Annotated in this window: 19 protein-coding genes; 17 read left to right on the forward strand and 2 right to left on the reverse strand. The window is 61.8% G+C overall.

The genetic code is table 11. The features are described from left to right. The first annotated feature begins 98 nt into the window (after nucleotides 1–98). The 4 genes from CO666_RS20705 to exoR all read left to right on the forward strand — a co-directional run bounded on the left by CO666_RS20705 (nucleotide 99) and on the right by exoR (nucleotide 6,133). On the forward strand, nucleotides 99–2,942 hold the full coding sequence (locus CO666_RS20705) for a valine--tRNA ligase (RefSeq protein ID WP_097614071.1): 2,844 nt from the start codon (nucleotides 99–101) through the stop codon (nucleotides 2,940–2,942). Nucleotides 2,943–3,339: 397 nt separating this feature from the next. Next, on the forward strand, nucleotides 3,340–4,605 hold the full coding sequence (locus CO666_RS20710) for an OmpP1/FadL family transporter (RefSeq protein WP_097614072.1): 1,266 nt from the start codon (nucleotides 3,340–3,342) through the stop codon (nucleotides 4,603–4,605). A gap of 228 nt (nucleotides 4,606–4,833) precedes the next feature. Then, a complete protein-coding gene (locus CO666_RS20715; protein WP_097614073.1) occupies nucleotides 4,834–5,304 on the forward strand; it encodes a hypothetical protein in 471 nt (156 codons plus the stop codon). Nucleotides 5,305–5,323: 19 nt separating this feature from the next. Further along, complete coding sequence (gene exoR, locus CO666_RS20720; RefSeq protein WP_097614074.1) at nucleotides 5,324–6,133, forward strand: exopolysaccharide production regulator ExoR; 810 nt, start codon at nucleotides 5,324–5,326, stop codon at nucleotides 6,131–6,133. A gap of 15 nt (nucleotides 6,134–6,148) precedes the next feature. Here exoR and xth read toward each other — a convergent pair whose 3' ends face one another. Together xth and erpA are read right to left on the reverse strand one after the other, a co-directional pair. Continuing rightward, nucleotides 6,149–6,940 carry an exodeoxyribonuclease III gene (gene xth / locus CO666_RS20725; protein WP_097614075.1) on the reverse strand — a complete coding sequence of 264 codons (792 nt, stop codon included), beginning with the start codon at nucleotides 6,938–6,940 and terminating at the stop codon, nucleotides 6,149–6,151. 156 nt (nucleotides 6,941–7,096) lie between these two features. After that, nucleotides 7,097–7,429: an iron-sulfur cluster insertion protein ErpA gene (gene erpA / locus CO666_RS20730; protein WP_010068483.1), complete on the reverse strand. Its 333-nt coding sequence runs from the start codon at nucleotides 7,427–7,429 to the stop codon at nucleotides 7,097–7,099. Between the two features lie 222 nt (nucleotides 7,430–7,651). On the opposite strand from erpA, the gene CO666_RS20735 reads away from it, so the two are divergent. From CO666_RS20735 to CO666_RS20795, 13 genes are all read left to right on the forward strand, one after another. After that, nucleotides 7,652–8,869 (forward strand): deoxyguanosinetriphosphate triphosphohydrolase, encoded by a 1,218-nt coding sequence (locus tag CO666_RS20735; protein WP_097614076.1) that lies wholly within the window; start codon nucleotides 7,652–7,654, stop codon nucleotides 8,867–8,869. 64 nt (nucleotides 8,870–8,933) lie between these two features. Continuing rightward, complete coding sequence (gene argS / locus CO666_RS20740) at nucleotides 8,934–10,691, forward strand: arginine--tRNA ligase (protein ID WP_097614077.1); 1,758 nt, start codon at nucleotides 8,934–8,936, stop codon at nucleotides 10,689–10,691. A gap of 61 nt (nucleotides 10,692–10,752) precedes the next feature. Beyond that, complete coding sequence (locus CO666_RS20745) at nucleotides 10,753–14,070, forward strand: SPOR domain-containing protein (protein ID WP_097614078.1); 3,318 nt, start codon at nucleotides 10,753–10,755, stop codon at nucleotides 14,068–14,070. Between the two features lie 115 nt (nucleotides 14,071–14,185). Further along, nucleotides 14,186–15,199 carry a beta-N-acetylhexosaminidase gene (gene nagZ / locus CO666_RS20750; protein ID WP_097614092.1) on the forward strand — a complete coding sequence of 338 codons (1,014 nt, stop codon included), beginning with the start codon at nucleotides 14,186–14,188 and terminating at the stop codon, nucleotides 15,197–15,199. A gap of 18 nt (nucleotides 15,200–15,217) precedes the next feature. After that, nucleotides 15,218–16,075 carry a segregation and condensation protein A gene (locus CO666_RS20755; protein WP_097614079.1) on the forward strand — a complete coding sequence of 286 codons (858 nt, stop codon included), beginning with the start codon at nucleotides 15,218–15,220 and terminating at the stop codon, nucleotides 16,073–16,075. Further along, nucleotides 16,072–16,785, forward strand: a complete 714-nt coding sequence (gene scpB / locus CO666_RS20760) for an SMC-Scp complex subunit ScpB (RefSeq protein ID WP_097614080.1) — start codon at nucleotides 16,072–16,074, stop codon at nucleotides 16,783–16,785. Before CO666_RS20755 ends, scpB begins: the two co-directional genes overlap by 4 nt. Before the next feature lie 185 nt (nucleotides 16,786–16,970). Then, complete coding sequence (locus tag CO666_RS20765) at nucleotides 16,971–17,162, forward strand: twin-arginine translocase TatA/TatE family subunit (protein ID WP_064709192.1); 192 nt, start codon at nucleotides 16,971–16,973, stop codon at nucleotides 17,160–17,162. A gap of 51 nt (nucleotides 17,163–17,213) precedes the next feature. After that, nucleotides 17,214–17,822, forward strand: a complete 609-nt coding sequence (tatB, locus tag CO666_RS20770) for a Sec-independent protein translocase protein TatB (RefSeq protein WP_097614081.1) — start codon at nucleotides 17,214–17,216, stop codon at nucleotides 17,820–17,822. Beyond that, complete coding sequence (tatC, locus tag CO666_RS20775) at nucleotides 17,819–18,646, forward strand: twin-arginine translocase subunit TatC (RefSeq protein WP_097614082.1); 828 nt, start codon at nucleotides 17,819–17,821, stop codon at nucleotides 18,644–18,646. Before tatB ends, tatC begins: the two co-directional genes overlap by 4 nt. Nucleotides 18,647–18,743: 97 nt before the next feature. Continuing rightward, on the forward strand, nucleotides 18,744–20,027 hold the full coding sequence (gene serS / locus CO666_RS20780) for a serine--tRNA ligase (protein ID WP_097614083.1): 1,284 nt from the start codon (nucleotides 18,744–18,746) through the stop codon (nucleotides 20,025–20,027). Nucleotides 20,028–20,031: 4 nt separating this feature from the next. Beyond that, a complete protein-coding gene (gene surE / locus CO666_RS20785) occupies nucleotides 20,032–20,805 on the forward strand; it encodes a 5'/3'-nucleotidase SurE (protein WP_017964058.1) in 774 nt (257 codons plus the stop codon). Next, complete coding sequence (locus tag CO666_RS20790) at nucleotides 20,802–21,455, forward strand: protein-L-isoaspartate(D-aspartate) O-methyltransferase (protein ID WP_097614084.1); 654 nt, start codon at nucleotides 20,802–20,804, stop codon at nucleotides 21,453–21,455. Before surE ends, CO666_RS20790 begins: the two co-directional genes overlap by 4 nt. Nucleotides 21,456–21,707: 252 nt before the next feature. Next, the gene (locus CO666_RS20795; protein WP_097614085.1) at nucleotides 21,708–23,300 is read left to right on the forward strand and encodes a peptidoglycan DD-metalloendopeptidase family protein; all 1,593 of its coding nucleotides are present in this window, start codon (nucleotides 21,708–21,710) and stop codon (nucleotides 23,298–23,300) included. Nucleotides 23,301–23,428 lie beyond the last annotated feature (128 nt).

The following is a 23,428-nucleotide window of genomic DNA, read 5'->3' on the forward strand; positions in this document are numbered from 1 at the left end:
GAAAAGCCGCTCCGGTCTCCGGGGCGGCTTTTTTATTGACTTGGCCGTAGCCATCCTATTTACAAACGCCACCCTCGAACCTCGAAATTGGTCAGAAAATGCTCGACAAGACCTATGATTCCGCTGCCGTCGAACCGAAAATCGCCGCTAAATGGGATGAAGCGGACGCCTTCCGCGCCGGCGCGAACGCCAAGCCCGGGGCCGAGACCTTCACCATCGTGATCCCGCCGCCGAATGTCACCGGCTCGCTGCACATGGGTCACGCGCTGAACAACACGCTGCAGGACATTCTCGTCCGCTTCGAGCGCATGCGCGGCAAGGACGTGCTCTGGCAGCCGGGCATGGATCATGCCGGCATCGCCACACAGATGGTCGTCGAGCGCAAGCTGATGGAACAGCAGCTGCCCGGCCGCCGCGACATGGGCCGCGACGCCTTCATCGACAAGGTCTGGGAATGGAAGGCTGAATCAGGCGGCCTGATCTTCAACCAGCTGAAGCGCCTGGGTGCGTCCTGCGACTGGTCGCGCGAGCGCTTCACCATGGACGAAGGCCTGTCGAAGGCCGTTCTCGAAGTTTTCGTCACGCTCTACAAGCAGGGCCTCATCTATCGTGACAAGCGCCTGGTAAATTGGGATCCGAAGCTGCTGACGGCGATTTCCGATATCGAAGTCGAGCCGGTCGAGGTCAAGAGCAGTCTGTGGCACCTGCGTTATCCGCTGGAAAAGGGCGTCACCTACCAGCATCCGGTCGCCTTCGACGAAGAAGGCAAGCCGACCGAATTCGAAACGCGCGATTATCTCGTCGTCGCAACGACCCGGCCGGAGACCATGCTGGGTGATACCGGCGTTGCGGTCAATCCGAAGGACGACCGCTACAAGAGCATCATCGGCAAGCATGTCATTCTGCCGATCGTCGGTCGCCGCATTCCGGTCGTTGCCGACGATTATGCCGACCCGACGGCCGGCACCGGTGCGGTCAAGATCACCCCGGCCCATGATTTCAACGACTTCGATGTCGGCAAGCGCGCGGGTCTTCGCATCATCAACATTATGAATGATGACGGCACGATTACGATCAAGGATAACGAGGACTTTCTCGAAGGTCTCGACAATCCGGCGGCACTCCATGGCGCCTGGGATCGGCTGGAAGGGCAGGACCGTTTTTATGCGCGCAAGGTCATCGTCGAAATTTTCGAAGAGGCCGGTCTTCTCGACAAGATCGAGCCGCACAAGCACATGGTTCCGCATGGCGACCGCGGCGGCGTGCCGATCGAGCCGCGGCTGACCGAACAATGGTATGTCGACGCCAAGACGCTTGCCGAACCGGCGATCGCCTCGGTGCGCGAAGGCCGCACCAGAATGGTGCCGAAGAGCTGGGACAAGACCTATTACGAATGGATGGAGAACATCCAGCCCTGGTGCGTTTCCCGTCAGCTCTGGTGGGGTCACCAGATTCCCGCCTGGTACGGGCCGGATGGCCAGGTCTTCGTCGAAAAGACCGAGGAAGAGGCACTGCAGGCGGCGATCCAGCATTACCTCTCGCATGAGGGGCCGATGAAGGCCTATGTCGAGGACCTCTTGGAAAACTTTAAGCCGGGCGAAATCCTGACGCGCGACGAGGACGTGCTCGACACCTGGTTCTCCTCGGCGCTCTGGCCGTTCTCGACGCTCGGCTGGCCGGATCAGACACCGGAGCTTGCACGTTATTATCCGACCAACGTTCTCGTCACCGGTTTCGATATCATCTTCTTCTGGGTCGCCCGCATGATGATGATGGGCCTGCACTTCATGAAGGACGAAGATGGCCAGCCCGTCGAACCCTTCAATACCGTCTATGTCCACGCGCTGGTGCGCGACAAGAATGGGCAGAAGATGTCGAAGTCGAAGGGCAACGTCATCGATCCGCTGGAACTGATCGACGAATACGGCGCCGATGCGCTGCGCTTCACCCTGGCGATCATGGCCGCGCAGGGCCGCGACGTGAAGCTCGATCCGGCCCGCATCGCCGGCTACCGCAATTTCGGCACCAAGCTCTGGAACGCCACGCGCTTTGCCGAGATGAACGGCGCCAAGAGCGATCCGCATTTCGTGCCCGAGGCTGCCGAACTCACCATCAACCGCTGGATCCTGACGGAGCTTGCCCGTACGGAACGTGACGTAACGGAAGCACTCGAAGCCTTCCGCTTCAACGATGCGGCCGGCGCGCTCTATCGCTTCGTCTGGAACGAGGTCTGCGACTGGTATCTCGAGCTGTTGAAACCGGTCTTTAACGGCGAGGATGAAGGCGCCAAGGCCGAGGCCCAGGCCTGCAGCGCCTATATTCTCGAAGAGATCTACAAACTGCTGCACCCCTTCATGCCGTTCATGACCGAGGAGCTCTGGGCGCATACGGCGGGCGAGGGCAAGGAGCGTGACACGCTGGTCTGCCATGCCGAATGGCCGGCACCCTCCTATGCCGATGACGCGGCCGCCGACGAGATCAACTGGCTGATCGACCTCGTCTCCGGCATCCGCTCGGTGCGCGCCGAAATGAACGTGCCGCCGTCGGCGACAGCCCCGCTCGTCGTCGTCAAAGCCAACAACCTGACCCGCGAAAGGCTGTTCCGCCACGACGCCGCCATCAAGCGGCTTGCGCGCGTCGAGGCGATATCGCTGGCCGACGATGCGCCGAAGGGTGCTGCTCAGATCGTCGTCGCCGAAGCCACCATCTGCCTGCCACTCGGCAATCTGATCGACCTGTCCGCCGAAAAGGCCCGGCTCGAAAAGGCAATCGCCAAGATGGAGGCGGAAATCGCCCGCATCAACGGCAAGCTCTCCAACGAGAAGTTCGTTGCCAACGCCAATCCCGAGGTGGTCGAGGCCGAGCGTGAGCGCCTCGATGAACTGAAGGGGCAGATCACCAGCCTGAAGACTGCCCTTTCCAGGGTGAGCGAAGCCGGGTAAGTTTCGCCGTCCATTTTGGTAAGTTATTTCAAAGACGCGCTCGCTTCGGGCGCGTCTTTTGTCATTCCGGGCGCGCGTGATTCGGTCCTGAAAGCGGCGGTTTCGGGCGCTGAGCCTGTGGATTGTGGCTTTCCGGATCTCCGATGGGCGAAAACTGCCACTGTTGTCGGATTGATACAGCTTCCACAATGTTTGGAATGAAAACCCAAAAGCCCATCTGAAAATCAAAAACTCTGGAAAAAAATTTTATTAACCAGATTTTTTGACGTGTCCGTCAATTTCTTTACGTAAGTTAGTCGGTGCAACGCCCGGGAATGCCGCCGTGGGCCGCGTTGCCAGGTCGAGGGAACACTTACTAGAGTGGCGTGACATCAATTGCTGGAGTGGGGGAGACACAATGGCATCGCGTAGGTTTTCCAAGGGCGTAACGTCGCTCGTTCTTTTTTCGTCGCTTGCATCGCCGTCCTTTGCCGGCGGTCTGGAGCGTGGCGGATACAATATCGATCAGTTGTTCGATACGTCGCCTTTCTCGTTTCAGTCGGGCGTGACCTACGTCACGCCGCAGCGCAAGCTGAAGGACGTCCGCGACACGAACACCTCCGTCTTAACCGGCGGCGGTAATCTGAACAGCCGTCCAGACACAGCCGACGAGACCTCAAATTACACGATCCCCTATATTGGCTTTAAGGCTGGTTTCGGCGATGCAGTCGACTGCCTCGTTGACTATTCGGAGCCCTTCGGCGCGCATACCGACCCCGGTTCGAACTGGGCCGGCGCCAACAATAATATCGAGACGGAGATCAAAACCCGCAATTATGGCGGCACATGCTCCTATCGTTTTGATGTCGGCCCGGGGCAGCTTCGCTTTATTGGCGGCGGTTTCTACCAGGAGGTCGAGGGCTTCAAGGAACGTCTGGTTTCCACACTTCCGCTTCTGCTCGGCACCGGCACCGGCGTTGGCCGCCTCGATCTCGACGATAGCGGCTGGGGCTGGCGCGCTGGTCTCGCTTACGAGATCCCCGAATATGCGATGCGCGCGAGTCTCGTCTACAACAGCCGCGTCAAGTACGATAATCTGACCGGCACTGTCGATCTCCGTCAGGTTCCGGTTGTTCCGACATATGGAGGCCTGGTCACACCTGTTTTCGGTTCCGCCGAAGCGCCGGATTCGCTGGAACTGAAGTTGCAAAGCGGTATCGCTCCGGATTGGCTCGCCTTCGGATCGGTCAAGTGGACGAATTGGAGTGTCCTCCAGTCCGTGGCTTTCTGCCCGAAATCGACAAAGGGCCTGGCCGCCTGCACAGCGGGTGGCGCTACGGAAATCACTTCGCTCGACCTTCTCTATCGTGACGGCTGGACCATCGCCGGCGGCGTGGGCCACAAGTTCAACGATCAGTGGGCCGGCGCGATCAGCCTCACGTGGGATCGCGGCACCAGCCAGGGTTATGGTGCGCAGACTGACAGCTGGACGCTCGGTCTCGGCGCCGCCTATACGCCGACCGAAAATATCGAATGGCGTTTTGCCGGTGCCGTGGGCGTGTTGACGAGCGGTTCGTCCGGCACCGTCGAGTATAATGGCCAGACCTATGGCGACGACGTCTCTTATTCTTTTGGTAACGATCTGGTCGCTGCACTGTCGACAAGTCTAAAGGTCAAGTTCTAATTCCCCGATTTGAAGAATTAGGAGCCCGGCACTGCCGGGCTCTTCTTTATTCGTGTCCGTTAACCATGCCAATCCCGGTCCCGTTTTGTGACGATTCAGCAACACTTTTTTACGACAGTTTGCATATGATGGTCGTGGGGCGAATTTGTCCATTTCCCGCCACAAAGAGGGAGCACCGCTATTTGCAGGCGACGAGATGGCAGACTTACGGTGCGTGTAATCAGTAGCATGGGTCGATTTTTTTCCGGTAACAGCAGATCGCGCGATATGATTGGCAACAATCGTTCGTTGGCGGTCGTTTCGCTTTCAGCACAAGGCTGTTCCAGCCGCCGATCGGGCTTCGCGGCGATGCCGTCGAGCCGTTCATCGTTGCGGTTTTCGCTCCGCTCGAATGAGCAGATGGGCGTTGCCGAAGATGTCGATACCGGTTTCGTCACATTTGCTGTTTACGAATGCGATAAAGGCGGGAAGGCGGATGCCGCACCTGCTGAAAGAGTGCCACGGAGATTGCAGTCGGGCCATGCCGGGAGCCGGGTGGTTCTGAACGATGCGCTGAAAATGCGGCCTTTGCGAAAAGGCCAGTGGGCTGGATGCGACGCGGGCAAAGGAGCCATCGAGCTCGCCGCGGGATCGCTCGCCTCGACGAAATACATCCGCGGAATGCATGGCGCGAGCGCCGTTGCTTCCTGCCTGCGATGAGCGAAAGAAATCGGTTGAAATGGTGACGTCCGAGTTCAAACTGTTCAAATTCATGCTGATGGGCATGTCTATGGCCTTGGCCTTGGCCGTGGCACTGTCCGGTCCGGCCCGCGCATTCGACATCAAGGCTGGTGTCAGCAAGGAATCCGGCCCCTTCGATCTCTTCAAGTTCGGCTTCAAAGCCTATAAGAACGGCCAGAAGGAAGAAGCTGTCGAAGCCTACAAATACGCCGCCGAAAAGGGGCACACCGGCTCGCGCTGGGCGCTCGCCAATATGTATGCCGATGGCGACGGCGTCACGCAGGATGATTTCGAAGCCTTCAAGATTTACAGCGAAATCGCCCAGCAGGGTGTCGAGCCCGGTTCGGAAGATACCGGATTCTTCGTCAATGCGCTGCTTTCGCTCGCCAATTATTACAAGCACGGCATCTCAGGCAGTCCGGTCCGGATCGACCTCAGCCAGGCGCGCCAGCTTTATTTTCAGGTGGCCTCCACCTTTGGCGTCCCCGAGGCGCAATTCCAGCTGGCGCAGATGATGCTGGCCGGCGAGGGCGGCAATGCCAGCCCGCAGCAGGCGAAGAAATGGCTGAACCAGGCGCGCAAGAGCGGTCATCCCGGCGCCATGGCGGTCTTCGGCAATATTCTTTTCGACGAAGGCCAGACGGCCCGCGGCCTGGCGCTGATGACGGCGGCGCTCGACCGCTGCAAGCCCAAGGATTGCAGCTGGATGGAAGCGCTGCAGGAACAGGCCTTCTCGGTCGCCAACGAGGCCGACCGCCGCACGGCGGTATCCCTCTCGCATAGCATCGCCAGCGGCTCTGACGATTAAGGCTGAGGGGAAGCCTCAGGCCGCGAAATCGAAATAAGCGACGACCGGCACGTGGTCGGACGGCTTCCCCCATGCCCGCACATGTTTTTCGATCGCAGCCGACGTCATCCGGTCGGCGGCCTCAGGCGACAGCAGCAGATGGTCGATGCGGATGCCGTTGTTCTTCGGCCAGGCGCCGGCCTGATAATCCCAGAAGGAATAGAACTGCGTCGCGTCGGTCGTCGCGCGCACCGCATCCGTCAGCCCGAGATTTTCGAGCCGGCGGAACGCCTCCCGCGTCTGCGGCAGAAACAGCGCGTCGTTTTCCCAGACCTTGGGATCGAAGCAGTCGTGCGGCTCCGGAATGACATTGTAGTCGCCGGCAAGCACCAGCATCTCTTCATAGGCCAGCCGCTCGGCGGCAAACGCCCGCAGGCGCTCCATCCAGGCGAGCTTGTAGGGATATTTCTCCGTGTCGACAGGATTGCCGTTCGGCAGGTAGAGGCAGCAGACGCGAAGGATGCGCGTGTCGGGCAGCGTGAACACCGCCTCGAGGAAGCGCGACTGTTCGTCGAGCGGATCGCCGGGCAGGCCGCGGTTCACTTCGGAAGGCGAACTCTTGGAGAGGATCGCCACGCCATTGAAGCCCTTCTGGCCATGCGTCTCGACGTGATAGCCGAGCGCCTCGATCTCCAGCCGGGGAAAGCCTTCGTCGACCGTCTTGATCTCCTGGAGGCAGACGATATCCGGGTCGGAATCCTTCAGCCATTGCGTGAGATTGTCGATACGCGCCTTGACGCCGTTGATGTTCCAGGTCGCGATCTTCATGGCTCTCCCGTTCCCGTTATTGCATGTCGTCCGGAGGTGTTTCGAAGGGCGACGCGCTTCTTTTATCGCGGTATTTTGCCGGGGGACAAGACGATAAACCGGCCGGAAGCAGTTCTTCGGCCGGTTCGATGGGGACAATGTCAAAGATTCAAATCTTCAAATCGAGAAACTTGTGCCGCAACCGCAGCTTGCCACCGCGTTCGGGTTCTTGATCTGGAAGGATTGGCCAAGCAGATTGTCGACGAAGTCGATCTCCGAGCCGGCCATGTAGACGAGCGAAAGGCTGTCGATCAGCACTTTGGCATTGTTCTTTTCGACGACGACGTCGTCGTCACCGGCGCCTTCGGCAAGATCGAACTTATAGGAAAAGCCCGAACAGCCGCCGCCTTCGACGGAGACGCGCAGGGCGCTCTTGCCGGCCTCGGCGCCGACGATCGCAGCGATACGCTTTGCTGCGGCATCTGAAAGGGTTACACTCGTATCCGTCATGTTTCCTCCTGCCGGGGTCAAGATCCGGAGAGAATGGGTTTTGGCACTTAAATGTTCAAATGCCTGATATCAAACAAACTTATCATGATCTTCTCTAAAAGGCCACGATGCGCCGAGGCGATTGGAAAAGCGCCTCTTTGCCGTTTGATCGGGCTATAGGTATGAAGAGCGCAAAGCGGCGTCAATGGGCAGATGCGGCAACATGCAGGATGACGGTGAAGAATGACGATCGATAGGCGTGCTTTAGGTTTCGGCAGCGGTGAAAGGGCGGTCTATGCGGCCGACCCCTGGACGTCGCGAGGACGGCTCTATCACGAGGACGGAAGCCCGACGCGCTCCGATTTCCAGCGCGACCGCGACCGCATCGTCCACACTACCGCCTTCCGCCGGCTGAAGCACAAGACCCAGGTCTTTATCGCCCAGGACGGCGATCACTACCGCACCCGGCTGACGCATACGATCGAGGTGGCGCAGATTGCCCGCGCGCTGGCCCGCGCCCTGAAGCTCGACGAGGACCTGGCCGAGGGCGTGGCGCTCGTGCATGATTTCGGCCACACGCCGTTCGGTCATACCGGCGAGGACGCGCTGCACGAGGTGCTGCTGCCCTATGGCGGTTTCGACCACAATGCCCAATCGCTGCGCATCGTGACCAAGCTGGAGCGGCGTTATGCCGAATTCGACGGCATCAACCTGACATGGGAAAGCCTCGAAGGCCTCGTCAAACACAATGGTCCGCTGCTGACGGCCGATGGTGTGGGCACACGCGGCCCGGTGCCGCAGCCTATCCTCGATTATTGCGAACTGCACGATCTCGAACTCGCAACCTATGCCAGCCTCGAAGCCCAAGTTGCGGCGATCGCCGACGACATCGCCTACAACACCCATGACATCGATGACGGCCTGCGCTCCGGCTACCTGACTTTCGATATGCTGGAGGAAATCCCGTTTCTGGCCGGGCTGATGGCCGAGGTGAGGGCGCGATACCCGCATCTGGAGCCGAGCCGCTTCACCCATGAAATCATGCGCCGGCAGATCACCCGCATGGTCGAAGACGTGATCGGCGTGGCGCAGGAGCGCTTTTCACAGCTGCGTCCTGAGAGCGCAGCCGACATCCGCGGCGCCGACCGGGTTATCGCCACCTTTTCCGAAGGGATGGCCGAAACCGACAGGCAGATCAAGGCGATGCTGTTCAAGCGCATCTATCGCAATCCCGATATCATGCGCATCCGCGCCGGTGCGGCCCGGATCGTCACCGATCTCTTTGCCGCCTACATGGCCAATCCCAAAGAGATGCAGAGCCATTACTGGGTCGATCATATCGCCGGTCTCGCCGATGCGCCGAAGGCCCGCCATGTCGGCGATTATCTTGCCGGTATGACCGACACCTACGCGATCAGTGCCCACAGGCGCTTGTTTGACCACACTCCGGATTTGCGATAGGCAGCGGTCGCCCCGCCGAGGCCTGATTTGAGCCTTTGGCACAGCCTATGCATGGAAGAGTGCGATGAACCTTTTTACCGACTTCGAAGCCAGGATCAAAACCGCCCTTGAACAGATAGATCTGGTCAGGGAAAAGCGATCTGAGCTCGATTTCGGCCGCATCGCCGTCGAGCCGCCGCGTGACGCGAGCCACGGCGACGTTGCGACCAATGCCGCAATGGTCTTGGCAAAACCGCTCGGAACCAACCCGCGCGCGCTGGCCGACATCATCATTGCCAAACTCCGGGAAGATGCCGACGTCGCCGATGTTTCGGTCGCGGGTCCCGGTTTCATCAACATTCGTCTGGCTGTCGGTTACTGGCAGCGGCTGCTCGCTTCGATGATCGGCGCCGGCACCGATTACGGCCGCTCGACGCTCGGCGAGGGCCGGAAGGTCAACGTCGAATATGTCTCGGCCAATCCGACCGGCCCGATGCATGTCGGCCATTGCCGCGGCGCCGTCGTCGGCGATGCGCTCGCCAACCTGCTCGCTTTTGCCGGCTACGGCGTCGAGAAGGAATATTACATCAACGACGCCGGCTCGCAGATCGACGTGCTCGCCCGTTCCGTCTTCCTGCGCTATCGCGAAGCGCTCGGCGAAAAGATCGGCGAAATTCCCTCCGGTCTTTACCCGGGTGACTATCTCGTGCCCGTCGGCCAGTCGCTGGCCGCCGATTACGGCGTGCGGTTGCACAACATGCCGGAAGACCAATGGATGCCGATCGTCAAGGACCGCACCATCGACGCGATGATGGTGATGATCCGCGAAGATCTGGCGGCGCTGAACGTCCATCACGACATCTTCTTCTCCGAACGCACGCTGCATGCCAATGGCGCAGCCGCTATCCGCACGGCGATCAACGACCTGACCTTCAAGGGTTATGTCTACAAGGGCACGCTGCCGCCGCCGAAGGGCCAGCTCCCCGAGGATTGGGAGGATCGCGAGCAGACGCTGTTCCGCTCGACCGAGGTGGGCGACGATATGGACCGGCCGCTGATCAAGTCGGACGGCTCCTACACCTATTTCGCCGCCGACGTCGCTTACTTCAAGAACAAGTTCGATCGTGGTTTCGACGAGATGATCTATGTGCTCGGCGCCGACCATGGCGGCTACGTCAAGCGCCTGGAAGCGGTTGCACGCGGCGTTTCGGAAGGTAAGGCAAAGCTGACGGTGCTGCTCTGCCAGCTCGTCAAGCTCTATCGCAACGGCGAGCCGGTGAAGATGTCGAAACGTTCGGGCGATTTCGTCACGCTTCGGGATGTCGTCGAGGAAGTCGGCCGTGATTCGGTCCGGTTCATGATGCTTTACCGCAAGAATTCCGAGCCGCTCGACTTCGATTTCGCCAAAGTGACGGAACAGTCGAAAGATAATCCGGTTTTTTACGTGCAATATGCGCATGCCCGCTGCATGTCGGTCTTCCGGCAGGCGAGGGAGGCTTTTCCCGACCTCGAAGTTTCGCCCGCCGAACTCGCGAAAACCGTTGCTGGCATTGGCGATCCGGCCGAATTGCAGCTCGTCGCCAAGCTTGCTGAATTCCCGCGTGTAGTCGAGGCGGCGGCCCAGTCGCAGGAGCCGCATCGCCTCGCTTTTTACCTCTACGACCTCGCCAGTTCCTTCCATGCGCACTGGAACAAAGGTAAAGATCAGCCGGAATTACGATTTGTTAATGATAAAAACCGAGAATCAAGTATTGCCAGACTTGGGCTGGTGTACGCCGTCGCGTCGGTTTTGAAGTCGGGACTTGCCATTACAGGCACTGCCGCACCGGACGAAATGCGATAACGTCACCATTTCCCCACAATGCGCTGGCATCTCAGAGTTGGCGTTTGCGAGTGGGATAGGCATGGCTGATAAACAACTTGCGTATGATACGCGCGGAAAAGACGATCTGTTTGCCGACGATGATCCGTTGGCCGAACTTGCCCGTATCGTCGGCTTCGAGCCGCGTGTCGCAGCAAATACGGTGACCGAAGCACGGCGCGAGCCCGCCCTCGATCTCGAAGACGAGCTTGGGCGCGAGTTCGACCGTTACGCTTCGCCGCGTCCGCTGGCCGAGCTCGATCGGCCAGCCGAGCCGATCTCCGATGACGTCGCTCCTGACGATTACATCGAGCCCGCACTCGATGTCTCTCCTGCTGCCGAGAGGGCGGAGATTTCCGAGCCGGTTTCATTAGTCTCTGGCGAGGAAGCCGTTGGGCCTGAGGCAGGCAACTGGGATGCGCCAGCCGATGACCGGGCGGCCTGGCCGCAGCAGCTTGCCGTCGAGCCTCCCGGAGTGCCAGTGCAATCGGCCTTCGGCGGTGCGCGGGACCTGATCGAGGAGCTTGAGCTGTCGATCGGCACTGCTCCGGTCTCTCAGCTGCCGCAGCCCGCCAAGGCGCCGCAATGGTCGGCCGCCAGCATCAGGCTGCCGCTTGCCAATTTCCATGCCGCAAAACGCGAGGAAACGGTTGTTCCGTCGGTATCTGTGGCTGAAGCGGCTCCAGCAGCACCGGTGGCTGAAGCGCCGCCCGTCGAGCTTGCCGCTGCAGAGCCGCAGCCGGTCACCGAGCCCTCCGCCCCCGTCGTCGAGCAACTGACCCCCGTCGTCAATGTCGAGCCGTCCGAGGAATTCGAATCCGCATCGCCGTCGCTTGGCTTTCCTGCCGAGCTCGATCGCCACGACGAGGTGATTGCGTCGGAAGAACCTGCCGAGGCCGAGGACTTCGTCGAAATCGAAGACGAGCTGGAAGATTTCGGATCCGACGCCGGTTTCGATCTCATTGCCGCCGCCGTCGAAGGCGAGATCCAGGCCGATGCTGCGCTGACCGAGGTCGTGCCGGAGGTTCCGCATACTGCCGGCACTTTCGATCTTGACGATCTGCTCGCCGACGTTTCGCGTTATCCGGTGCCGCAACGCCCCAATCAGGCGCCCGTTTCGCCGCAGGCCGTATCGATCGAGGCAGCGCCGGTTGCCGTTGCCCCCGTGGCCGCTGCATTCGTCGAGCCGCAAGTGATTGCGCCCGCACCGGTCGCCGCAGCCCCCGTTCGGCCAGTGCCGGTCGAGCCGGCGTCGGTCTATGCTGCCGAAGCCGCAAGGCCGGTCGCGCCGCAGCTTGCCGACGTTGCTGCGCCTAAGCCCGCCGCACCGGCATATTCGCGGGCGCCGCAGCCCGTAGCGGAAGCCGACGACCCCTTCGCCGGCCATGATTTCGAGCTGGATCTTGCCGGCATCGAGCTGGAGCTTGCCGATCTCGATTTCTCCGAACCGCCCGAGCTGAAGGCGGCTGAGCCCGCGCCGCAGCCGGAGCCGCCGGTCCGTGCTTCCCAGCAGGCCGCGACCGTCGCGGCTCACTCCGCACCGGTTTTCGCGCCCGAGCCGCAAGTTCCTGCTTTCCAGCCGGCGGCTTCCGCCCCGGCACGGCCTGCTCCGGCCTTTTCTGCCGCGCCGCAGGTTCCGACTCCCGCTCCGGCTCCGGCCTTCAACTGGGCGGCGCCAGTCTCGGACTCCACCGAAGACCTGCCGTTTGATCCGGCGATGATCTCCGATCCGGAGGAGCGCCCTGAAACGGTCGAGGACATGCATGTGCCGGCGCTGCCGCCGGTCGAGCAGCCCGCGCCGGTCGCCAAAGCTCAGGATTTGGATTTCGATCTCGACGCGGAGATCGCGAGCTTCTTCGAACCGGCCAAGCCACGGGAAAACCCGGTCCCGGCCAGAGATACGGCCGCCGCCGCGGCAAAGCCGGTCAAGCCCACCATCGCCGATGGCCTCGATGATTTCGAGCGGGCGCTGGAGGAGGATTTCCGCCGCAGCGTGCGCGAGCCGGTCGAGCGCCGCGAGACCTCCGAGGTCCGGATTGAATCGGCAAGCCAGGCGGCTGATTTCAGCCGCGCCCGGTCGATGCGCCGGCTGCTGGCCGGAGCCGTCGTGCTCGTGGTCTTTGCCGGCGTCGGTTATGGCGTCTATTCCTCCGTTTGGAACGGCGAGGGGCTCGGCATCGTCGCATCCGGCGAGCCGCGCGTGATCGTTGCCGACAAGGACCCGGTCAAGGTCGTTCCGGAAAACCCCGGCGGCAAGACCGTCCCGAACCAGGATAAGGCCGTTTACGACCGTGTTGCGGGTTCTGCCGAGGAGCCGAAGCAGAAGGCGCTGGTTTCTTCCGACGAGGCGCCGGTCGATGTCGTCCAGCGCACACTGACACCGGAATCGCTGCCTGAGGACGACGAGAACGCCAACCCCGGCGATCAGGTTTCACCGACCGCGGTCGGTGAAACGGAGGATCCGCGTCTGCTGCCGAACCAGGGCAATGCCGACACCGCTTCCGCAAGCGATGCCGACAAGACGCCGTCCGTTTCGCCGCGCAAGGTTCGCACGATGATCGTCAAGCCTGACGGCACCCTGGTCGCCCGTGAAGAACCGGAGCCCGTCGACCAGCCGACACAGTCTGCCCAGGCGACGCCGTCGGCCCTGGCGGCACCGTCTGCCCAGGCGACGCAGTCTGCCCAGGCGACAGCGTCCGCCCCGGCGACAGCGTCTGCCCCGGCGACGCAGCCGTTGACGGCCCGGTCGACCCCGTCCGTGCCTGCGGTGGGTGGAACGGCCGCAAGCTTCCCGTCAAACGCCGTTGCTTCCGCCGATGCGCGTTCTGCAGCGCCTGCCCAGCCGCCGCTTGCCGCTGACGCCGACACGCAGGCTGCAAATCCCGCCCCGGCCGATCCGGCGGTGCGCCCGGTCAAGACCACGGCGATCACCGATACCGCTCCGATTCCGACCGCCCGGCCGGCCGATCAGCCCGTCAACGTCGTCGGCACCGTGACCGAGAAGGGCAATGTCCGCCCAACCGCGCAGGAACCGAAGCCCGCACAGCAGCCGAAGACGACGGAGGTCGCTGCCGCAACGCCAGCCGCCGCCAAGCCGCAGCAGCAGGCCGCGTCCGCCGGCGGCTACGGCATCCAGATCGCCTCGCTGCCATCGGAAGACGAGGCGAATAAATCCTATGCCAGCCTGTCGAAGAAATTCGCCGGCGTGCTGGGCGGCCGTGCTCATGAGATCCGCAGGGCCGATGTCGCCGGCAAGGGCACCTTCTACCGTGTCCGCATTCCGGCCGGCTCCAAGGACGAAGCCGCAGCACTCTGCGAACAGTATCGCGCGGCGGGCGGAAGCTGCTTGATCTCCAAATAGGATCGGGTTTGAGCGCAGTTTTTAAGAGCGGCGGGCCCGATCGGTCCGCCGCTCTTTTTTGTGCATCGCGCTGGACCTTGCTCGCATTTGGCCGGGCGGCGTCTATGATTCTCATATGACCGAATCAAAAGCGATGATCCTTGGCTGCAGCGGCCTCACCCTCACATCCGAAGAGAAAGCCTTCTATCGGGGCGAGCGGCCCTGGGGCTTCATTCTCTTCGGGCGCAACATCTCCGAAGCAGGGCAGATTACCGATCTTGTCGCCGAACTGCGCGACAGCGTCGGCTGGCATGCCCCGGTGCTGATCGACCAGGAGGGCGGCCGCGTCCAGCGGATCCGTCCGCCGGTCTTTGTCCGTTATCCCTCGGGCCAGGCGCTCGGCGATCTTTATCGCCGCGACCCGGCGCTCGGCCTGCGCGCCGCCTGGGTGATGTCGCGGCTGCACGCCTTCGACCTTTCACGCCTCGGCGTCGATGTCGATTGCCTGCCGGTGCTCGACGTGCCGGTCGAGGGCAGCAGCAACGTCATCGGCGACCGCGCCTATGGCGGCGATCCCGAGACCGTCATCGCCATGGGCCGGGCGGCTGCCGAAGGGCTGAAGGCCGGCGGTCTTCTGCCTGTCATGAAACATATGCCTGGCCACGGCCGCGGCTTTGCCGATTCACATCTGGAACTGCCTGTCGTCACCGTTTCCCGCGATGAGTTGGAAGCCCATGATTTCCCGCCCTTCGTCGCGATGAAGGACGAGCTGATGGCGATGACCTGCCACGTCGTCTTCACGTCGATCGACCCCGACAATCCGGCGACGACCTCGCGCAAGGTGATTGACGGCGTCATCCGCGAGCATATCGGCTTTACCGGTCTGCTGCTCTCCGACGATAGCTCGATGAATGCTCTTTCCGGCACGATCGGCGAACGCGCGGCGAATATCATTGCAGGCGGATGCGATATCGTGCTGCATTGCAATGGCCATATGGACGAGATGCTGGATGTCGTGGCAAATGTTCCCCCGCTGGCCGGCGCGTCGCTTGCCCGCGCGGAAGCAGTGGAAGCTGGCTTCTCAGCGCCGGATGCCGCCGATGAAGCGGAATTGAGGGCGGAATTCGAAGCAATGTTTGCGGTAGTCTGATCGCAGAGGAGCAGGGTGGTGAACACGGTCAAGGGCACGGAACGTCCGCAGGCGGCAACGCCGATGGACAAGCTGTGGCAGGATAATGGCGCCGAGCGCGCCAGCCACGAGCCGGCGCTGGTGATCGATGTCGCCGGTTTCGAAGGCCCGCTCGACCTCTTGCTCTATCTTGCGCGCAACCAGAAGGTCGACCTGTCGCGCATTTCCGTGCTGGCGCTCGCCGAACAATATCTGCAGTTCGTCGAAAGCGCCCGGCGTATCCGCATCGAGCTGGCCGCCGATTATCTCGTCATGGCGGCTTGGCTCGCCTATCTCAAGTCGCGGCTGCTCATCCCCCAGCAGGTCAAGGATGACGGTCCCTCGGGCGAGGAGATGGCGGCGACGCTCGCCTTCCGGCTGAAGCGTCTCGAAGCCATGCGTCAGGCGGCCGAAGGCCTCGTCAACCGCAACCGCCTCGGCCGCGACATCTTCGCGCGCGGTGCGCCCGAGCATATTCCCGACCGGCAGCAATCCGCTTATGCGGCAAGCCTCTACGATCTTTTGACCGCCTATGCGGCGCTGCGCCAGCGCAATGCCGTCACCCAGGTGACGATCGAGAGGCGCAATGTCTGGTCGCTGACCGATGCCCGCGAATTGCTGACCCAGATGATCGGCGAGATAGGCGACTGGACGGCGATGGAGCATTATCTGCTGCGTTATCTCGCAGCGCCGGAGGAACGCGTCACGGCGATCGCCAGCGCTTTTGCCGCCTCGCTGGAGCTGGTGCGCGAGGGCAAGCTGGAAATCCGCCAGGACGGCGCCTTTCAGCCGATCTACATGCGCCGCGGTCCCAAACACGCCACGCTGCAGGTGGTGGAGCAGGAGCAGCCGGCTTGATCGATCCAAACAGCGAAGAGGATTTCCAGGGCGGTTTCGAAGACAGGAGCCACGAGCTGCAGGCCGAGATCGAGGCCGAGCGCATCGCCGAGGCGCTGGTCTTCGCCTCGTCGCAGCCTGTCTCGGAAGGCTTCCTCGCCGAGCGCCTGCCTGTAAAGACCGATGTGCGTGCCATCATGCTGCGCCTGAAGGAGCAATATGCGCCGCGCGGCGTCAATCTCGTGCAGGTCGAGGGTGCCTGGGCCTTCCGCACCGCCGCCGATCTCTCCTTCGTCATCCGCCGCGACGACAATGAGGTGAAGAAGCTGTCGCGCGCCGCTCTCGAAGTGCTGGCGATCATCGCCTATCACCAGCCGGTGACGCGTGCCGAAATCGAGGATATCCGCGGCGTTCAGACCTCGCGCGGCACGCTCGACGTGCTGATGGAGGCCGGCTGGGTGCGGTTTCGCGGCCGCCGGCGCACGCCGGGCCGGCCGGTGACATTGGGCACGACACGCGATTTCCTCGATCATTTCGGTCTGGAAGAGCTGCGCGATCTGCCCGGTCTCGAAGAGTTGAAGGGAGCGGGCTTGCTGTCGGGCCGCATTCCGGCGAACTTCAATATTCCCTCGCCGATGAACGACGAACTCACCGAGGATGAAGACCCGATCACCCAGATGGATCTGGAGGAACTTGGGTTGCTCGCACCCCGCTCTGCATCCGAAGATTGAACGGCTTCGTCTTGCTTTTGCCATGCGTGGCGAAAAGAATGGTGATCACGTTTTTTCGACGGGTCTGTGACTTGTCACAAAGGGCGATACCGTGACATTAAGCGCAGTTCGAAGGGCTTGATGTTGGAAACGGTGTTAGAAATCCTTACATCGTGGGAACAACGAAACAGGGAGTGATGGTAATGATGGGTTCTTTTAGCATGTGGCACTGGTTGATCGTTCTGGTCATCGTGCTGTTGCTGTTCGGTCGCGGCAAGATTCCGGAACTGATGGGCGACGTTGCCAAGGGCATCAAGAGCTTCAAGAAGGGCATGACGGACGAGGACGCGCCGGAGACGGCAAAGACCGTCGATCACAAGGCCGACGAAACGAAGTAACCAAGTCCGGGAAAAAGCGCAGCCCCCGCGCTTCCCGTCCAGGAGCCTTGCATGTTCGATATTGGCTGGACCGAGCTTTTGGTCATCGCGGTCGTGCTGATCGTCGTTGTCGGTCCCAAGGATTTGCCGCCGATGCTGCGCGCTTTCGGCAAGATGACGCAGCGCGCCCGCAAGGTCGCGGGTGAATTTCGCGCGCAGTTCGACGAAGCATTGCGCGAAGCCGAGCTTGACGACGTCCGCCAGACCATCAGCGACGCCCAGAAGCTCAACCCCGTCAACAGCCTGCGCGAGGCGATGAATCCGCTTCGCCAGATGGGCAACGAGATCAAGGCCGACCTGCAGAAGGCGTCCGCCGCTCCGGAAAATAAGACCGAAGTGCCGCCGGCCGCGGTTTCCGCCCCGACGTCGTCGATGAGCCTGCCGGAAACGCCGCCTTTGGTGCCTGCGCCTGCGCAGGCTGAGCCAGCAGCAGCGATTGTCCAGGCCGATACGGTTGCCGACAAGCCGAAACCCGTGCGCAAGCCGCGCGTCAAAGCCGCTGACAAGGTCGATGCCGCGGCCGCTGTTGCCGTGCCGGTGGAAAAACCCAAGCGCACGACGGCAGTCAGGAAGCCTGCAACGCCGAAGAAGCCGGCGCAGACAGAGAAGGACGAGGCATGAGCGGTGACATCGAAGACAAGCCGCAGCCGCTGATCGAGCACCTGATGGAGCTGCGCACGCGGCTGATCTGGTCGATCGGCGCGTTTTTCGTCGCCTTCATCGCCTGCTTCTTTTTTGCCAAGCATCTCTTCAACTATCTGGTCATTCCCTACAAGACGGCCGTGGAATGGGCGCATCTCGACGTTGAGAAGGCGCAGCTCATCTACACCGCGCCGCAGGAATTCTTCTTCACCCAGGTCAAGGTGGCGATGTTCGGCGGCCTTGTGGTCGCTTTCCCGATCATTGCCGCCCAGGTCTACAAATTCGTGGCGCCCGGCCTCTACAAGAACGAGCGCCAGGCCTTCCTGCCGTTCCTGATCGCCTCGCCGGTCCTGTTCCTGATGGGGGCCGCGCTCGTCTATTTCTTCTTCACGCCGATGGTCATGTGGTTCTTCCTGTCGATGCAGCAGGCGCCGGGGCATGACGAGGTGGCGATCTCGCTGATGCCGAAGGTCTCGGAATATCTGAGCCTGATCATGACGCTGGTTTTCTCCTTCGGCCTTGTCTTCCAGCTTCCCGTCATCACCACGCTGCTTGCCCGCGTCGGCCTGCTGACATCGCAATGGCTCGCCGAAAAGCGCAAATTCGCCATCGTGCTTGCCTTCGTCGTCGCCGCCGTGTTGACGCCGCCGGACCCGATGTCCCAGATCGGCCTTGCGATACCGACGATCCTTCTCTACGAGATTTCCATTCATGCGGCGCGACTCGTGGAGCGCCAGCGTGCTCGGCAGGCGCTCGAAAAGGAAACCGAATCCGCGGACGTTGCCAAGACGGACAGCGTCTGAGGCGATCCTGGAAATCCCTTTGTGACGCCGTCTCATCCGGTCGAAGCCCGGTCAGGCTTTGGCCGGGTCATTTCTGTTGCAACGACCTGGAACGACGATGCTCGATATCAAATGGATCCGTGAGAATCCCGAAGCGCTCGATGCCGCCCTTGCCAAGCGCGGTGCGGAGCCTCTGGCCCAAAGTCTCGTCGCCCTCGATGAAAAGCGCCGGTCTGCCGTGCAGAAGGCGCAGGATTTGCTCTCCCGCCGCAATGCCGCCTCCAAGGAGATCGGCGCGGCCATGGCGCAGAAGAACGCCGAACTGGCCGAAAAACTGAAGGCAGAGGTCGCCGATATCAAGGAGACGCTGCCCGCAGCCGAGGAAGAAGAGCGGCAGCTGACCGCCGAACTCAGCGATGCGCTGTCGCGCATCCCGAACATCCCCTTCGACGAAGTGCCCGTCGGCAAGGACGAGCACGACAATGTCGTCACCCGCACCGTCGGCGAAAAGCCGCGCTGGAACCACACGCCGAAGGAGCACTTCGAGATCGGCGAGGCGCTCGGCTACATGGATTTCGAGCGCGCCGCCAAGCTCTCCGGCTCGCGCTTCACGGTGATGACCGGCCCGCTCGCCAGGCTCGAGCGAGCGCTCGGCCAGTTCATGATCGATCTCCACACCCGCGAGCACGGGTATACTGAAGTCAGCTCGCCGCTGATGGTGCGCGCCGAGGCGGTGTTCGGCACCGGCAGTCTGCCGAAGTTCGAAGAAGACCTCTTCAAGACCACAGACGGCCGCTATCTGATCCCGACGGCCGAGGTGACGCTGACCAATCTGGTGCGCGAGGAAATCCTCGATCAGGAGAAACTGCCGCTCCGCTTCACCGCATTGACGCCGTCTTTCCGTTCGGAAGCGGGCTCGGCCGGCCGCGACACGCGCGGCATGCTGCGCCAGCACCAGTTCTGGAAATGCGAGCTCGTCTCGATCACCGATGCCGAAAGCTCGATTGCCGAGCATGAGCGGATGACCGCCTGCGCCGAAGAAGTGCTGAAGCGCCTCGGTCTGCATTTTCGCACGATGACCCTTTGCACCGGCGACATGGGCTTCGGCTCGCGCAAGACCTACGACCTCGAAGTCTGGCTGCCTGGGCAGAATGCCTTCCGCGAAATTTCCTCCTGCTCGGTCTGCGGCGATTTCCAGGCCCGACGCATGAATGCGCGCTACCGCGGCAAGGACGACAAGAGCAACAGGTTCGTCCACACGCTGAACGGCTCCGGCACCGCTGTCGGCCGCTGCCTGATCGCTGTCCTCGAAAATTATCTGAACGAGGATGGTTCCGTCACGATTCCGGACGTTTTGCTCCCCTATATGGGCGGATTGACCAAGATCGAACGGGCGGCCTGAGGCGATGCGCATCCTGCTTACGAATGACGACGGCATTCACGCCGAAGGCCTCGCCGCGTTGGAGCGGATTGCCCGCACCCTGTCCGACGATGTCTGGATCGTGGCGCCCGAGACCGACCAGAGCGGCCTTGCCCATTCGCTGAGCCTGTCCGAACCTTTGCGGCTGCGCAAGATTTCCGACAAGCATTTCGCGCTGCGCGGCACGCCGACCGATTGCGTCATCATGGGCATCCGGCAGGTGATGGACATCAAGCCCGATCTCGTGCTGTCGGGCGTTAATTCGGGCTCGAACGTTGCCGACGATGTGACCTATTCCGGCACGATCGCCGGCGCCATCGAAGGCACGATGCAGGGCGTGCGCTCCTTCGCGCTGAGCCAGGCCTATCTCTATGAGGACGGTGCGCGCATCGTACCCTGGGAAGTCTGCGAGACACATGCGCCGGCTCTTCTGGAAAAACTGATGGTCCTGGATCTGCCGGAGGGCACATTCCTCAATCTCAACTTTCCGAACTGCCGTCCCGATGAGGTCGATGGCGCCGAGGTGACCATGCAGGGCAAGCTCGCCTTCAACCTGCAGGTCGACGCTCGTTCTGATGGGCGGGGTTTCCCTTATTATTGGCTGAAGTTCGGTGAGCGCGCCGGCGCCTTCATCGAAGGCACCGACATTCACGCGCTGAAGCATAACAAGATTTCGGTAACGCCTTTGAAACTGGATCTGACCGATTATTCCGTAACGGACCGCGTGGCGCGGGCCTTGGGATACGGAGCACAGGTTTGACGGCAAGACTGGCCGAGAAGGAGGGCTTTGCGGCGCTCGTCCTCAGATTGCGTGCCGCAGGCATCTCCGACCTCGATCTGCTGACGGCGGTCGAGCAGACGCAGCGCTCGCTCTTCGTGCCGCCACAATTTGCAGATGACGCCTATTCGAGCCGGACGATACCGATCGAATGCGGCTCCTTCCTTGAAGGCGTCGATTTTGTCGTCCGCATCCTGCATCACCTCAAAGTCAAACCAGGACAGCGTGTCCTGGAAATCGGCACCGGCAGCGGTTTTACCGCTGCCGTCATCGGCCGCATGGCCGAGCGGGTTCTGTCCATCGACCGCTACAAGACGCTGACATCGGCTGCGCAGAAACGCATGGAATCGCTTGGGTTGCGCAACGTCATCGTCCGCCATGCCGACGGCAGTGCCGGCATGCAGGGGGAGGGCACCTTCGACCGCATCCTGGTGACCGCGGCCTTCAACGCCATGCCGCGCTTTTATACCGACCAGCTGGTTTCCGGTGGCTCGATGATCGCCCCGCTGATGATCTCCGAGAACGAGTGTCGCATGGTGCGACTGACCAAAACCGGCAGCCGTTTCGAACGTGAGGAATTGTTCGAAGCACCCTATCTGCCGATCGTTCCGCGCCTTGCCTCGCTGCTGTAGAGGCGGATGATTTCAGAGCAGATCGGCCTGAAATCTCAAATTCGCATCTCCATCGAAAAAGGAGAGCAGCATGTCGCCCGAAACCGCCCGGACTTTTCCGTATCCTGTTCGAAGCACTGCGATTTTTCACCCGTAAGCTATGGTTATCAACTTCTCAAAAATATCGTACTGATTCCAGCATCTTAACCGCGTGGTAATACTAACGCGTTTTAATAGACTCACAAATGGTTGCGTTCTCAGTGGGTCGAGTCAATGCGTTTCAGTCTTTCGCCGAAGTTCGGGAAGTCCGCCGGTAATCTTCTGGTTGTGGGCCTGCTTGCAAGTGCCGCAACGGGCTGCAGTTCCGATGTGACACGGTTCGGCGGCTTGTTTTCCTCCTCAGGGCAGGATCAGATCACCACCAGTTCCATTCCGCGCAGGAGCGCCCCTCAGGGCGATCCGGTGCCGCGCGCCGATCTCGGCGGTTCCGCTGTTGCCAGCCAGTCGGGTTACGGTGGCGGCAATGGTGCGCTGAATCAGCCCTATCCGGCCAGCCCGAGCTACGATCCGGTCCGTACGTCGAGTGCACGCATGGCGTCCGCGCCGGTTTCGGTGCAGCGTTCCGAGCTGGCTGCGCCGACGGCGGCGGCACCCTCCCGGCAGCGGGAGAGGGAAGTCGCGCTCGCTCAGCCTTTCCCGGCATCGCCCCAGGCTGAAAAGCACCGTTTGGTCGCTCCCGCTCAGCCTAAGGCAACGCCTGATCCTCTGACGACGGGCACGACGCCGAAGGTTTCCGGCTGGTCTGCAACCAATGCGCCTTCCGTGACGCTGCGTCCGGGTGAAAGCATCGCTACGCTCTCCCGGCGCTTCGGTGTTCCGGAAAATGAAATCCTGCGCGTCAACAGCCTGAAGACTGCATCGGCGGCCAAGCCCGGCCAGGCGATCCTCATTCCGACCTTCAACGGCGGCAATGCTGCCAAGGCGGCATCGCAGACGGCCGATCTCTCCAAGCCCGGCAAGATGCCGGAGCCGGTGAAGGCGCCGGAGCAGAACGTCGCCGTCGTTCCCGGCGCCAATTCGGCCCGCGACAAGACCATGGCGAGCGCCGATTCGACCGGCAAGCTTCCGGCCGGCGCCGGCAAGGATCCGAAAGCGCCTGCCGGCACCTATGTCGTCAAGCAGGGCGACTCGCTGGCCAGGATCGCCAAGGCGACCGGCTCCAATATCGACGATCTCAAGGCCGCCAACAATCTTTCGGCCAGCTCGCTCAGGGTCGGTCAGGCGCTGAAGATCCCGGCCGGCACTGCCGACAATATCAAGACGGCATCGATCCCGGCCGAAAAGGTCGATCCGAAGCCGGCTCCGGCGGCGCCCGCCCAGCAGGTAGCCTCCGCTCAGCCTGCGCCCTACAAGGCGCCGGCCGCCACCCAGACGGTCGACGATGTCGAGAAAAAGTCTGACGTCAGCTCCGCCGCACCGGAATCGACCGGCATCGGCAAGTATCGCTGGCCGGTCCGCGGCCAGGTCATCGCTTCATATGGCGCCAACGTCAACGGCAACCGCAATGACGGCATCGACATCTCGGTACCGCAGGGCACGCCGATCAAGGCCGCTGAAAACGGCGTCGTCATCTATGCCGGCAACGGCCTGAAGGAACTCGGCAACACGGTTCTCGTCCGTCACGACGACGGCACCGTCACCGTCTACGGCAATGCCGATACGCTGAGCGTCACCCGCGGCCAGAAGATCCAGCGCGGCCAGACCGTCGCAGTCTCCGGCATGAGCGGCGACGTCAAGCAGCCGCAGGTGCATTTCGAGGTGCGCAAGGATGCGTCCCCGGTCAACCCGATGACTTTCCTGGAGTAGGTAGAGCGTACCAGGAAGCGCAAAAGCCCGGCCACCCGCCGGGCTTTTGTCATTGTGCGCCCAGCATGGGCGCACTCTTGTGGGTGGAAGTCCCACCGTAAGCTGGTCATAGCGAACGAAGAGAAACG

Source organism: Rhizobium chutanense, assembly GCF_002531935.1.
Classification (GTDB): Bacteria; Pseudomonadota; Alphaproteobacteria; order Rhizobiales; family Rhizobiaceae; genus Rhizobium; species Rhizobium chutanense.